The organism is Ornithinibacillus scapharcae TW25 (assembly GCF_000190475.1).
Taxonomy (GTDB): domain Bacteria; phylum Bacillota; class Bacilli; order Bacillales; family Amphibacillaceae; genus Ornithinibacillus; species Ornithinibacillus scapharcae.
Genome location: NZ_AEWH01000018.1, coordinates 1 through 13,982, shown reverse-complemented (window position 1 = coordinate 13,982; position 13,982 = coordinate 1). Strand labels below are relative to the sequence as shown.

Below are 13,982 nucleotides of genomic sequence, written 5' to 3'. Positions count from 1 at the left end.
TAACAATAGATATTGATATACATTGTATCTTTCCCGTTTATTTAAATATTATTCTGTATTACCAACTAAGGAGGGTTTATATGAGAAAGGATAAGTTTGCAAAAGAAGGTTTAACATTTGATGATGTGTTATTAATTCCGGCTAAATCAGAGGTGCTACCTCGTGAAGTAAATGTAAGTACTGTCCTAAGTCCGAACTTAACATTAAATGCTCCATTGATTAGTGCAGGTATGGATACGGTGACGGAAGCAACCATGGCAATTGCTATGGCTAGACAAGGTGGACTAGGAATCATCCATAAAAACATGTCCATTGAAGAACAAGCAGAGCAAGTTGATCGTGTGAAGCGTTCTGAGAGTGGTGTCATAACGAATCCATTCTTTCTAACACCGGATCATCAAGTATATGATGCCGAACATTTAATGGGGAAATATCGAATTTCCGGTGTCCCTATTGTGAATAACGTAGAGAATCAAGAATTAGTTGGGATTATTACGAATCGAGATTTACGCTTTATTCAAGACTACTCTATAAAAATATCAGAAGTAATGACTAGTGAGAACCTGGTTACTGCTCCAGTAGGTACTACGTTAGAAGAAGCGGAAAAGATTCTACAACAATACAAAATTGAAAAACTACCATTAGTAGATGAAGATGGAGTACTAAAAGGTTTAATAACAATTAAAGATATTGAAAAAGTAATTGAATTTCCAAATGCTGCAAAGGATGCACAAGGAAGATTATTAGTTGGTGCGGCTGTAGGTGTTACTGGGGATTCGATGAAGCGAATAGATGCTTTAGTGAATGCAGGTGTGGATGTTATTGTAATTGATACAGCACATGGTCACTCTCAAGGTGTAATAGAACAAGTGAAAAGTGTACGTCAAGCTTATCCAACGCTTGATATTATCGCGGGTAATGTTGCAACCGCAGAAGGAACAAAAGCATTGATTGAAGCTGGTGCAACAATCGTGAAAGTGGGTATTGGCCCAGGATCTATTTGTACAACTAGAGTTGTAGCGGGTGTCGGGGTACCACAAATTACTGCAGTGTACGATTGTGCAGAAGCGGCTTCTGAATATGGAGTTCCAGTCATTGCAGATGGTGGTATAAAGTATTCTGGTGATATTGTTAAAGCACTTGCGGCAGGAGCACATGCGGTTATGCTCGGAAGTATGTTTGCAGGGGTATCAGAGAGCCCTGGTGAAACGGAAATCTATCAAGGCAGAAGATATAAAGTATATCGTGGTATGGGCTCTGTAGGCGCTATGAAGGCTGGATCGAAGGATCGTTATTTCCAAGATACAGAGGATGCGAAAAAATTAGTTCCTGAAGGTATTGAAGGAAGGGTTGCCTATAAGGGACCTCTTGCAGATACTGTTCATCAATTATTAGGTGGATTGCGTTCTGGAATGGGTTATTGTGGTGCTGCTACCATCGATGCCTTGCGATCAGATGCGCAATTTGTACGGATAACAAATGCTGGTCTAATTGAAAGTCATCCACACGATGTCCAAATTACAAAGGAAGCACCAAATTACTCCTTAAAAGGGTAAATATTACTAGAGAAAAACTGAAGATGGGCTTTTTAGCCCGTCTATTTTTTTCTTCTGAGATATGATAAAATACTAAGGGTGTTCGTAAAAAAAAGAATGAAAAAATAGGGTGGAGGTTAAGAAAAAAAGTGAAACAGATCTATTCAAGAGTCTTTATGATGGTTCTTGTAGTACTTCTTACAATGACATCATTCATAACACAACCATTGATGATACAAGCAGCAGAATTAGAATTAGATGCTGAGTCAGCTATATTAGTTGATGCGGAAACAGGGAAAGTACTATTTGCCAAAAGCCCTGATATTGCACTTCCACCAGCAAGTATGACAAAAATGATGACGGAATATCTTGTTTTGGAAGCAATTGATAATGGGGAAATTACTTGGGAAACTACTACACAAATAAGTGATTATGCATATAGTATTTCAGCTAATCCTGAGTTTTCAGGGATTGGTTTAACACAAGATAAAGCCTACTCTGTTAAAGAGTTATATGAGGCAATGGCAATTTTCTCTGATAATGGAACTTCCATTGCACTTGCAGAATTAATTGCAGGTTCTGAAGGAGAATTTGTGAAGCGCATGAATAAGAAGGCAGAAGAAATGGGCCTTCCTGATGCTCAATTTGTAAATTCTACTGGATTAGAAAACAGCTCACTTGGTGAAAATTATCCAGAAGGTACAGATCCAAACGGTTCTAACCTTTTATCTGCACGTTCATTAGCCTTATTAGCATATAATTTGATTAATGATTTTCCACATGCACTTGATATCTCTAGTCGAATAGAGGATGAGTTTGAAGGGTATAAGGTAGAGAACTTAAACTGGATGCTTCCACATGAAGCATCGTATTTAAAACAGTTCTACTATGAAGGTATGGATGGCTTGAAAACCGGCTATACAGGCCTTGCTGGTTATACTTTCACTGGAACAGCTGAACGTGACGGAAGAAGACTAATATCAGTAGTGATGCGTACAGATAGTAAAGAAGCTCGTTTTGAGCAAACGGCACGTTTAATGGATTATGGATTTAGCCAATTTAATACAAAAGAGCTATTCCCACAAGGATATCAGTTAAAAGATCAAAAAACTCTTCCAATCTCGAAAGGTAAAGAAGATACCGTAAGCATTTCTCTTAGCGAAGGTTTCACGATACCGATTAAGAGTGGAGAAGAAGAGTTATATGAAGTGAAGTACCACATTGATGAAGACAAGCTAAACAAAGAAGGCGAACTAGTAGCTCCTATTAAAAAGGGAGAAAAGATTGGTTATGCTGAGCTAGTATATACTGGTGAAGGGGAACATGGTTATATCTTTAATGCAGAAACAACTACTGTTGATTTAGTAACAGATGAGGCAGTAGAAAAATCAAACTGGTTCATGCTTGCACTAGGTGCAGTAGGTGACTTCTTTAGTGGAATTTTCTCTTCTATAGTGGATACAGTCAAAGGTTGGTTTTCTTAAGCTGTAGGAATTAGAAATGACTAGATAGCCTATTTTTTACGATAGTTTAGGAATAAAACTTGCAATTATGTAGAAAATTAGCTATGATATTTTGTAATTAAAAATGCATGTCAATAGTTATGATAGGAAATAGTAGCAGTATCCCTTTCTTCAAGAGAGTCGATGGTTGGTGTGAATCGATGGAAGAATACTGTGAATCCATCCTTGAACTGGTTTACTGAACAAATAGTAGGTAAACCCGGCGCCGTACCGTTAACACGATTAAAGCCGGAAGAGGAAACTCTTCAACAAGGGTGGCAACGCGGGAATATAAACTCTCGTCCCTATTTTTGGGACGGGAGTTTTTTGTATTTTTGTATAAAAAATTAGGAGGAATTTAGGATGCTAGACATGAAATATTTACGTAATCACTTTGAGGAAGTAAAAGGGAAATTACAACACCGTGGTGAAGACTTATCCGAATTAGACCGTTTCGGTGAATTAGATGAAAGACGTCGTGAACTAATTAATAAAACGGAGACTCTAAAAGCAAAACGTAACGAGGTTACGAAGCAAATCTCACAATTGAAGAAAGAGAAAAAGGATGCTGAAGCGGCGATTAAGGAAATGCGTGAAGTTGGTGATCAAATTAAGGAATTTGATGACGAGCTAAGAGGAATTGAAGAAACATTAGAAACCATTATGTTATCTATTCCAAATATCCCACATGAAAGTGTTCCGGTCGGTGAAAGTGAAGATGATAATATTGTCGCACGTACATGGGGAGAGATTCCTAGCTTTGACTTTGAAGTTCAACCCCATTGGGATGTGGCAACGAATTTAGATATTCTAGATTTTGAACGAGCAAGCAAAGTAACCGGAAGCCGCTTCGTGTTCTATAAAGGTCTTGGAGCGAGATTAGAACGTGCTTTATGGAGCTTTATGATGGACTTACATTCTGATGAACATGGCTATCAAGAAATGCTTCCACCGACAATTGTGAACCGTGCAAGTATGACGGGAACAGGACAGCTTCCAAAATTTGAAGAGGATGCATTTAAATTAGAGGATTGGGATTATTTCATGGTTCCAACTGCAGAAGTACCTGTTACAAACTACCATCGTGAAGAAATTTTAAATGTGGATAGCCTTCCGATAAAATATGTTGCCTTCAGTGGTAGCTTCCGTTCTGAAGCGGGGTCTGCTGGTCGTGATACACGTGGATTAATTCGTCAGCACCAATTTAACAAGGTGGAATTAGTTCAATTTGTAAAACCAGAGGATTCTTATGGAGTGTTAGAGGAATTAACTGGTCATGCAGAAAAAGTACTACAGCTACTTGAACTACCATATCGTGTGATGAGTATGTGTACAGGAGATTTAGGTTTTACTGCTGCGAAGAAATACGATATTGAAGTATGGATTCCTAGTCAAGAAACATACCGTGAAATCTCTTCTTGCTCAAATTTTGAAGACTTCCAAGCGAGACGTGCTGGTATTCGCTTTAGAAGAGGAGCAGATAGCAAACCAGAGTTTGTTCACACACTAAACGGATCTGGCCTAGCAATTGGACGTACCGTAACAGCAATTATTGAAAATTACCAACAAGAAGATGGCTCTATCAAAGTTCCAAAAGTATTAGTACCATACATGGGTGGAGTAGAGGTAATTAAGTAAGCTATTTATCTATACAGTGGGGAGCTATTCCCCACTGTATAGACCTATCAACTTCAAAAATTATCACTCAAATTGGAAAAGTTTTTTATTTATTTTCGACAAAAAAAGTGCTAAAATTCGTTGACATTGAAATTCAAATACGGTATATTAATATTTGTTGTTAGGGAGGTATACCCAAGTCTGGCTGAAGGGATCGGTCTTGAAAACCGACAGGCGGGTCAAACCGCGCGGGGGTTCGAATCCCTCTACCTCCTCCATTTAATAAACAAAGCGCATAAATTTGGAGATACGGAAACCACTACAAACTGTAGTGGTTTTTTTAGTATATTAAAAACGAAAGAATCGTCCCGCTTATCATAAGTGAGACGATTCTTTTTCTATTTTCCTAATAGAGAGTTCAGAAGCGGTAATGGCAGATGATAGTTTTCATTATTTAACGCAATACGAGTCAATTCTTCTTCTGCAATATGTTTTTCTTTAATTTCGTTCATTTCATCGTGAAGCTTTTCCATGCGTCTATCTAAATCAGTTGCCACGATTGCTGCATCTAGCAATTCATTGCGTAGCCCTTCAGGAACAGCCTTATCATATTTATAATATATTTTATGCTCCAGACTTGCCCAGAAGTCCATAGCAGCTGTTCTGATTTGAATTTCAACATAAACATTCTCTACACGATCAGAGAGAAAAACAGGGATGGTTACAATAAGGTGTAAACTCTGATACCCGTTTGGCTTCGGATGTTGAATATAGTCTTTTATATCGACAACTGTAACATCTTCCTGGTTTTGTATTAAATCTAATAATTTATAGATGTCAGATCGGAATGAGCAAACAATGCGTATTCCAGCAATATCACGGATATTATCTCGGATAGAATCTAAGCTCAACGGTAGATTCTTCCGATAGATCTTCTTAAAAATACTTTCAGGAGATTTTACTCGCGATTTAATATGTTCAATTGGATTATAGTCATGTATATATTGAAATTCACTTCGTAATATATTTAGCTTGGTATTCATTTCATCTAGACCGAATTGGTAAGTCATCATTAAACGAGTAATTTCGTTCCGAATTTGCTTCAGTTGATTTAATTCGATTTCCAAGTTGTATACTTCCCTTCGTCGTTATACTTCTATTATAGTATAAATGCCTATGAACAGCAGGATGAAATGTCGTTTTAACCAAAAAATAACGATAATACGGTAATAGGTATCATCGTTATCCATAAGCTTATTTTATTAGTTCTCTTGTTTCCCAACGTCGGGATTGTTGAATGAAATGACCGATTTTCTCTAAGATTGGTTCAATGGATGTATTATCATTCATTAAATCATAATCAGAGATATTAATGCGTAGTATCGGACATGCATTAAAATTGTTAATCCAATTTTCATAGCGATTGTACATTTCTTCCCAATAAGAAACTGGTGTACTCTTTTCCATCTCACGACCACGTTCTTGAATTCGACGTAATACCTCATCAAATGATCCCTCTAAATAAATTAAGAGGTCAGGATGTGGAAAATAAGGTGTCATGACCATGGATTCAAAAAGACTTGTATATGTTTCATAATCGGTTTTGGACATTGTGCCATTATCAAAGTGCATTTTAGCAAAGATACCAGTGTCTTCGTAAATAGAGCGGTCTTGAACGAATCCACCACCATATTCGAAGATTTTCTTTTGTTCCTTAAAGCGTTCAGCTAGGAAATATATTTGTAGATGGAAGCTCCAACGTTCAAAATCAGCATAAAATTTCTCAAGATAAGGATTGGTGTCTACCTTTTCAAATGAAGTTTTAAAATTTAAAGCATTTGCTAATGCTTTTGTCATGGTTGATTTTCCAACACCAACAGTCCCAGCGATAGTTATAATACTGTCATTCGGGATGTTATACTTTTCGCGTAAATTCATGATACGGTCTCCTTAGAAATATATAGTATAAATCGATTATTTCGAAACGGGTTCAAATGCTTTTAACTGCTTTTCAACCTGAGCAATAATAATATTTAGGTCATCCTCACTTTTCACAAAATCCATTTCATCTCCGTTAATACGGATTACAGGAATGTCAGGATGCATGATTTCAAATTCATTCATATAAGCTTCATAATCCGCAGATAGCTGTGCTAAATAGGAAGCTTTTATATTCTGCTCTATTTCTCGACCACGAAGTTTAATACGATTTAATATCGTATCTAAACTCGCATGTAAATATATTAGCATATTTGGAACAGGCATATCCGCTGTTAAAATATGATAAATTTGTTCATATTTCTCGAATTTATCTGCTTGTAGTGTACGTTTCGCGAAAATCATATTTTTAGATATGTGATAATCTGCAACAACGGCCTTTTTTTGTTGTAAATACTTTATTTCAATATCTTCAAGTTGCTTAAATCGATTGCAAAGGAAAAACATTTCTGTTTGAAAACTCCACTCATCAATGTCATCATAAAACTTCCCAAGAAACGGGTTTTCCTCCACAATTTCCTTTAACAAATGAAAATTAAAATGTTCTGATAGCCTTTTAGCTAATGATGTTTTACCAATACCAATTGGCCCTTCTATTGCAATAAATGGGACCTCTGCCATTGTCGTTCCCCCAATCAAAATGAAATACTGACAGATATCTTCTAATAATATCATACTAAAAGAAACTCTTCTATACTATATATGGAAAGGGTGTTGGAGTAATTTTTGGTATTTGGATATGCTACCGTATGAAGTTTTTGAAATAATGCCCTATTTTATTGTATAATAATGGGTGTTGATCATAATGCCTTCGTAGCTCAGGGGATAGAGCATCGGTTTCCTAAACCGTGTGTCGCAGGTTCGAATCCTGCCGTGGGCATCATTAAAACCTTGCTGTAGCAAGGTTTTTTTGTTTTCTTTAATAAGAAGAAACTTAATCTTTTTCTAATTGGGGCCAAATTGGGGCCAATTAATACTTAATGAGAAAATATTAACTAAACGTACTTCAACTTAAAGTTTCTAGATAAAATAATTATTCACTGAAACATTCTAATATCAGGGGTATGTTTTAATACTCTATCTTTATGTTTCAATCTGTAAATCTCTCGTCCAAAAGATCGCCTATATGGATGATACTTTAGAAGACATTAATAAATAAATTGAATAAAAAGAAGTAATTAACCTAATCCTCATGAAAACCAACTCATTTTCATAACTGAACAGTTCAGTTACGTTTTCTAAGGATATGAAAGACCTAAGAACTCCGATAGGAGATTACTTAGGTCTTTTGTAATGTCTCATATTGTGGGTTAAATAAGGATTAAGAAGAAAAAAGATGTAGAAGCATGTTAGGTTATTAGGAAATTTTGAACGTCATATTTTAACAAATTTCCAATATTTGAAAGAATAGAAGTAATAGTATGTCTTTATATGGTAAAATATTATAAAAAATGTCTATATTTTAAAAATGTTCGGCGGAGGAAATAGAAAAGATGACAACTAACGAACTAATCATTTTCAAAAAGGATACAGATGCCCCAGGTTCTAACAGAGGTTTTGTTTATCAGTATCTAAAAACCTTGCTGCTTTGGTTGGAAAATTATAATAGAAACAAGACTAATATTATCTATTGTGAGGTAGAGGATGATATCAAGGAAATTAATTTAATGGAACAGACAGTTAGGTTTACTCAATTGAAATGTTATTCATCTGCTTTGAATATAAATAGTGAGGAGATAAAAAAGTCTTTTTATAATTATTTTCTTTTGCATTTGATTTATGAAGGATATGCAGGGGAATATGTATTTGAAACAAACACACATATCTCAAATCGAGATACTGTTATTGAAAATTGGATGGAACAACAAGGGAACTTAAGTGCAAATCAAGAGATACAAAGACTATGTGTTTCTAAGACAAGAGAAATATTACTTGAAGTTTTTGTTAAAGAAAAAGAATCTATGGAAAAGGCGATTCAAAAAAAGATAGATGCACGTCATGAAAAAATTAAAGATACTACTTTACAAAGTGGAGAAGTACTAATTGAAATTGAGAAACTAGATAAAGAACTTGAAGTTCTTCAGAATCTTTCAGTAACTTTTGAGGGTAAAATTGATGATGATGCAATTATGGAAGACTTTACAAATCGGATAAAATGGATATTTGAAAGTATAGATGCTGTTCAATCTATTGAAGTGTTAAAAGAACAAGCGAAAGATGCACTGAGAACATTATCTACAGATGAAAAGAGAGTAGATTTATATTTTGGTAGATTACTTACGGAGATTAACTTTAAAGCTATTAAAGAAAAAAGAGAGCAAAGGTTTCTTGATAATAACTTATTAAAAGAGATTCTCAGTGAAACAGATGATGTCATTCGCTCAGGTATAGATAAGGCAGTACTAAAACAGTTTGATATACTTGGAATAAAAATAGACCAAGGATTTTCTGAAGTTAATCAAAATATTTCTGAATCTGAAGATCGAATTAGACAAGATATAGATTCTTTGGAAGAAAGGCTCGTACATCAACTTCAATCTACTTCAGATGATGCAGAGTATGATTTGTTTGAAATGCCGAGAGTCGAACCCGAGGAAGTAGAAAGATTTATAAAACATGAAAATAATGAGGACCAAAGTAAGCTGGAGATGAAGTTTCATAAAATTGAGGGAATTGACGAAGAGAGCAGAAATAATTTGCTTCAGACAGCCACTGAATTAAGGTGTAGGTACTTGCTATATCTGCAAAGGCTTACTTTCCAAAATTTCCATCGAGAGTATGATGAAATTAAAAAGCTGGAGAAGAAAGTAGAAAATATTTGTAATGATGCCGTATTAGAGTTACAAATGGACAGTCAAATTACTTCAGGAGGATTTTATCTTAATTTTAAAAAGGAACTTAAATTAGCCACGGACGAATTTAATGCATTAGTAAAAATTAAGAAGTTTATTGTGGACCTCGATGTAGTGCATGGTCAAATGTTTCATATGGCAGCAAAGTGCTTCTTAAGATGGCATAGAGAGAGGTAAGGGAATTATGGACGAAAAGGAAAATTCTACGGAAGTTTTTTTTGATATACTAATTAAAAATGAAGTAGTCATGGAAACAGCACCATTAGACGAACAAAAGGAATACATTCTACCTGATGATGATTATGATTTTCATGCCTATAGAATCTTACTTTTAATTCGAAAATGCGGTATTATTAATGAACCATTTTTTAGTCATTTCACCATTTATGGAAGAGGTAAATTTTCGTTCTTTGATTTCCTCATACGTTATCCGTTTTATTTAAAACGAGTCATTGAAATTGAAAAAAAACCCAAGCTATTAGATAATTTAAAACTTAGATCGTTTGAAACAGAAAGAGCACTTTCGCCAATGATTAAATATATTAGAGGACCTTGGGACCATCGCTATGATGGAATCTTCAATTATATGGTGAGCAAAGGTTTGATTAAAGTTGAATTTACTAATTTCAATAAAAGTAAAAAAGCAATGTGCCTAACTTTAACAGAACTAGGAATTCAAATTTCAGAGCAAATAATAAAAGAGGAACCTATTTGGGTAGATAGAATGGATATCATTAATGCTATCTTTCCTAAAAATGCAACTAATGAACGTATAGATGATTATATAAGAAAGCATTTTCCATCACTAATGCTTGGAATCGAAGGTGAGTAGATTTGTTTATTGAAGCAGTGAAAATAAGAATTTTAGCTAAGAGTGGTAATAAGTACGGTCGTTACCTAAACTTTTTAGTGGATAACGAAATAAGTGAAGTTAATATGATTTTTGGTAGGAATACCTTGGGGAAATCTACACTTATTGAAAGTATTGTATATGGCCTAAACGGTGAAGCTATTTATGGAAAAAAGCAAAGAGAAATTATCAATTTTAAATTGTTATTAAGAAAATTTATGGATGAGAAACTTGAACATGCTGAAATTTATCTGCAATTACAGAGTAATGGAAAACGGGTTGTCGTATTAAGAGATGCTGTTGATAATAACGAGCCGGTTATTGTTTTTAAAAATGTTTCGTTGGAAAAGCATGATACAGGGATGACATTAGATGAACGTGCAATTGAAAAAGACTTTTATAAAATTAATAAAGATAAAAATATAGTCGGAAATGCAACTTATCAAGAGTTTTTATTTTCCTTTTTAGGTATGGAACCGATTCGTAAAGTAAGCGAAGATTTAGAGGGAAATACTGAAAGTAAAGATGAACGATTAATCTTTTATATTCAAAACTTGCTACCTCTTTTCGTTGTACCGCAAGAAGCTTGGACAGATATTCAAGCGACAAACCCAAAGTATGAAATTGCCGATATAAAGAAAACAGCATTTGAATTTTTACTGGACCTTTCTAATGCGGATGTTGCAAAGTATAGACATTCGTTGGAATATTACAATTCACAATTAAGACAAAAGGTAAATTCTTTAAAGGATTTACAAGAAGTAATGCAGTTATTGTCTCACGTTGAATCAAAACAAATAGATGAAGAGATTAGAGATAAGAAATTCAAAGTAATTGATTTTCAAGATAAAATTTCAGAATTGGAAAAAGGAAATCGTGTAGTAGATAATGTCCTAAAAGAAATCCGTTCTAAATATCGACATATGACTATGGTAGCCAAGAGACATGAAGAATCAATAGAAGTACTAGAAGCTGAAATATCCCAATATCAATATTACATAACCAAGATTGAATCAGATGTTGAGAAAAATGATAAGCTCAAAACTGCAAAAAAATTAATTGGAATTTTACCTATTAACACGTGCCCGAGATGCTTAAATCACATAACAATCCAAGAAAAAGAAGAATTGTCTTCTGGTTGTTGCGATTTATGTGGTTCTGAGTTACAAAATGTAAATAATACCGTCCAAACGCTGCAATACTTATTAGATGAGCTAAAAGACTTTAAAAGATTAAAGGAGAAGAAGGAAGAAGCAAAAAAAGAAATAGTAAATAAACTATTCTTAGCACGTTTGGAATTAAAAGAATTAAAAAAACAATGGATAGTTATGAAGACCAATTAAAACCGCAAAACTTGGAGCAATATAATTTCTTTTCAAGAGAAGTTGGTCGAATAGAAAATAGCATTAAGGAATTAGAGAAAGATAAAGAAGTTTTAAGAAAATTTGAAGCTATTACTAGCGAAAAGGATAAAATATCCACTAAAATTAAAGAATTGAGAAAAAGTATAAAAGATGCAAAAGCCAATGAGGATTTAGATAAGGAAAAACTTGAAACTTTTGAAGAGGAATTCAAGGGTATTCTCTTTAAATTAGATTTTCTGAAAGATGGTTTCGATACTTCCAAAGTTGATAATTTAGATAAGTCAATTAAGGATAAAGGAAAAAAGAATATATCCGTGATTAATCGGATTTACGAACAAATAAAGATAGACAGAGAAGATTATTATCCCAAAATTGATGGAGTCAACCTTTATAATATTACTTCAAGCAGCGGATTGATAAGAATTATTTTATCTTATTATTTAGCTTTGTTGAAGACTGGTTTAATATTTAATAATTCGACAAATCACCCATACCTATTAGTATTAGATGAACCGAGACAACAAAATTTGGATCTAGATACATTCAACCAATTTTTAAATGAATTATATCTATTAAAAAAGGATTATCCTAAACAGATACAAATAATTATAGCTTCGTCAGAAGAAGGAAATATAAAAGAAGAAGATATAAGGTTGTACTTAAACAAAGTAGACAATAAATTAATTAAAGAAATTATTGGAGAGTAAAGCAAGAAAATTACTAAATGGTGTATCTAATATGCCTCATTGGATGAAGAGGTTGTAGAAAATTATTAAGTGGACTAAATCGGAGATGAACACAACAGGAGGCAGTTCCCGTACTGAGGTTCTGCCTCCTTTTTATCTTGATGTTTAACTTAGGAAATTACAAGAACTGCGTATAGAGGTAAAAATAAAATGACCCAAGGTATATGAAGGTACTAGATTAATAGACAAGAAGATAATTCTAGTAATATTAAATAATCATAATGGCGGCATTTTTATAATAGATTCTAAGAGTTCCAGAAGTAAACTTCATAGGAGCAATTGTACACGCGTTGACCAAAATAGCATTTACAAAAAGTAATTGTGAACAAAGAATGCAATGGAATCTTATTGGTTTGAAAATAAGTTACGTGCTTTAAACGAATTAGTTGCGGAAGAGTGTTTAGTTTGTAAAAGATAGATTTTGAATTAATTATTTTAGAAAGAAATATTAGAAATACCCTAAATCTCGTAGAAAGTGGTGGAAATCATGCTGTCACTTGAACAAAAAATATTAAAGAGATTACAACAAAGTCCACCGGAAGATTGTTCGGTTGTTCCTAGAAGTACACCTGTAATCGCATTTGGAAAGTTTAAAACTGCAGAAGTGGCAACTATAAGCTTAAATCCAAGTTACAAAGAGTTTGAGTTTTTTAATGGGAAAAATAGATTTCATACGTTAGATAGCCTGGGTTTGGAAAATTATTCAGAGATAGATATAGAACATCAAAAGCAAATAATAGAATACTGCGAGACTTACTTTGAAAGAGACGTAGTTTATAAAGAATGGTTTGATAGAATGTCAAAATTCTTAAGAGATACTTTGGGGTTTGACTATTACACTGGAACTGCATGTCATTTAGATTTAAGTCAGTGGGCTACCAATGATATATGGGGCAAATTAGAAACTTCTCAAAAAAAAGCATTATTAAGTACTGGTGATTTAGAGCTCGTTACTGAAATTATAAAAATAGGGAATTTTCATACGGTCTTTTTAAACGGGAGAACAACATCTAAAGAAATATATCGTTATTTTGGTGTGAAGCCAACTAAAGAAGTATTACGTAAGTCAATTAGAAAAAAGACTAAGAAAAAAATATAGTTGAAGGTTACGTTGCTAAAACTAACAAAATTGCTGGAGTTAGAGTTAATATTGGCAGGGAATTAAGAATAATAGGATGGAATACTTATGTCAAATATGCAGGAAATGACGCATTAGAATTAATATCAATGTGGATAAAAAGAGAACTAAATAAAAAATGAGGTGTGGATATGAATCATACTGAACTATATCTAAGGTTTGGAATATCATCTGGTGCGCTCCAAAACCTTGCAGAAGAACTGCTAGAAGAGGAAGAAGGATGGGAAGACTTCAATCATATAGGTATCGTTGAAGGTACTGATCAGACAAGACGTAGCCAACCAGATTTAATAGCTTACCAAAAGAATGGCAAAGAAGTATATATTCAAGTAACAAAGGATTCAACTAAAGGTAAGATGTTCAATGACTTAAAAGAGAGC

General features: G+C 33.9%; 12 protein-coding genes, 2 tRNA genes and 1 other annotated feature. Of the genes, 11 read left to right on the top strand and 3 right to left on the bottom strand.

Annotation, left to right across the window (positions count from 1 at the left end; all coding sequences use genetic code 11):
• Positions 1-80 precede the first annotated feature (80 nt).
• From guaB to G5W_RS0104560, 4 genes are all read left to right on the top strand, one after another.
• On the top strand, positions 81-1,556 hold the full coding sequence (gene guaB / locus G5W_RS0104580; RefSeq protein ID WP_010094610.1) for an IMP dehydrogenase: 1,476 nt from the start codon (positions 81-83) through the stop codon (positions 1,554-1,556).
• Between the two features lie 128 nt (positions 1,557-1,684).
• Positions 1,685-3,019: a D-alanyl-D-alanine carboxypeptidase family protein gene (locus G5W_RS0104575; protein ID WP_010094609.1), complete on the top strand. Its 1,335-nt coding sequence runs from the start codon at positions 1,685-1,687 to the stop codon at positions 3,017-3,019.
• 110 nt (positions 3,020-3,129) lie between these two features.
• Positions 3,130-3,347 (top strand) — a binding site (T-box leader).
• A gap of 53 nt (positions 3,348-3,400) precedes the next feature.
• A complete protein-coding gene (gene serS / locus G5W_RS0104565; protein ID WP_010094606.1) occupies positions 3,401-4,675 on the top strand; it encodes a serine--tRNA ligase in 1,275 nt (424 codons plus the stop codon).
• A 164-nt stretch (positions 4,676-4,839) separates the two neighbouring features.
• Positions 4,840-4,932 (top strand) — tRNA-Ser (locus G5W_RS0104560).
• 120 nt (positions 4,933-5,052) lie between these two features.
• Here G5W_RS0104560 and G5W_RS0104555 read toward each other — a convergent pair.
• From G5W_RS0104555 to G5W_RS0104545, 3 genes are all read right to left on the bottom strand, one after another.
• Entirely contained in the window at positions 5,053-5,781 is a 729-nt protein-coding gene (locus G5W_RS0104555; RefSeq protein WP_010094604.1) for a GTP pyrophosphokinase, read from the bottom strand.
• A 127-nt stretch (positions 5,782-5,908) separates the two neighbouring features.
• Positions 5,909-6,592 carry a deoxynucleoside kinase gene (locus G5W_RS0104550; protein WP_010094603.1) on the bottom strand — a complete coding sequence of 228 codons (684 nt, stop codon included), beginning with the start codon at positions 6,590-6,592 and terminating at the stop codon, positions 5,909-5,911.
• Between the two features lie 36 nt (positions 6,593-6,628).
• A complete protein-coding gene (locus G5W_RS0104545; protein ID WP_010094602.1) occupies positions 6,629-7,273 on the bottom strand; it encodes a deoxynucleoside kinase in 645 nt (214 codons plus the stop codon).
• 186 nt (positions 7,274-7,459) lie between these two features.
• Between G5W_RS0104545 and G5W_RS0104540 the strand changes: the two genes are divergently transcribed.
• The 7 genes from G5W_RS0104540 to G5W_RS20430 form a co-directional block, all read left to right on the top strand.
• A tRNA-Arg gene (locus G5W_RS0104540) sits at positions 7,460-7,532 on the top strand.
• A gap of 613 nt (positions 7,533-8,145) precedes the next feature.
• Entirely contained in the window at positions 8,146-9,681 is a 1,536-nt protein-coding gene (locus tag G5W_RS0104535; protein ID WP_010094601.1) for a hypothetical protein, read from the top strand.
• Between the two features lie 7 nt (positions 9,682-9,688).
• On the top strand, positions 9,689-10,336 hold the full coding sequence (locus tag G5W_RS0104530; RefSeq protein WP_010094600.1) for a hypothetical protein: 648 nt from the start codon (positions 9,689-9,691) through the stop codon (positions 10,334-10,336).
• A 2-nt stretch (positions 10,337-10,338) separates the two neighbouring features.
• Entirely contained in the window at positions 10,339-11,697 is a 1,359-nt protein-coding gene (locus tag G5W_RS0104525) for a P-loop NTPase family protein (protein WP_010094599.1), read from the top strand.
• Positions 11,673-12,425 (top strand): hypothetical protein, encoded by a 753-nt coding sequence (locus tag G5W_RS0104520; RefSeq protein ID WP_010094597.1) that lies wholly within the window; start codon positions 11,673-11,675, stop codon positions 12,423-12,425. Before G5W_RS0104525 ends, G5W_RS0104520 begins: the two co-directional genes overlap by 25 nt.
• A 526-nt stretch (positions 12,426-12,951) precedes the next feature.
• Entirely contained in the window at positions 12,952-13,563 is a 612-nt protein-coding gene (locus G5W_RS0104515; RefSeq protein WP_010094595.1) for a hypothetical protein, read from the top strand.
• Positions 13,564-13,733: 170 nt separating this feature from the next.
• Positions 13,734-13,982: hypothetical protein (locus tag G5W_RS20430; RefSeq protein ID WP_010094594.1), on the top strand; the 249-nt coding region annotated here is incomplete at its 3' end.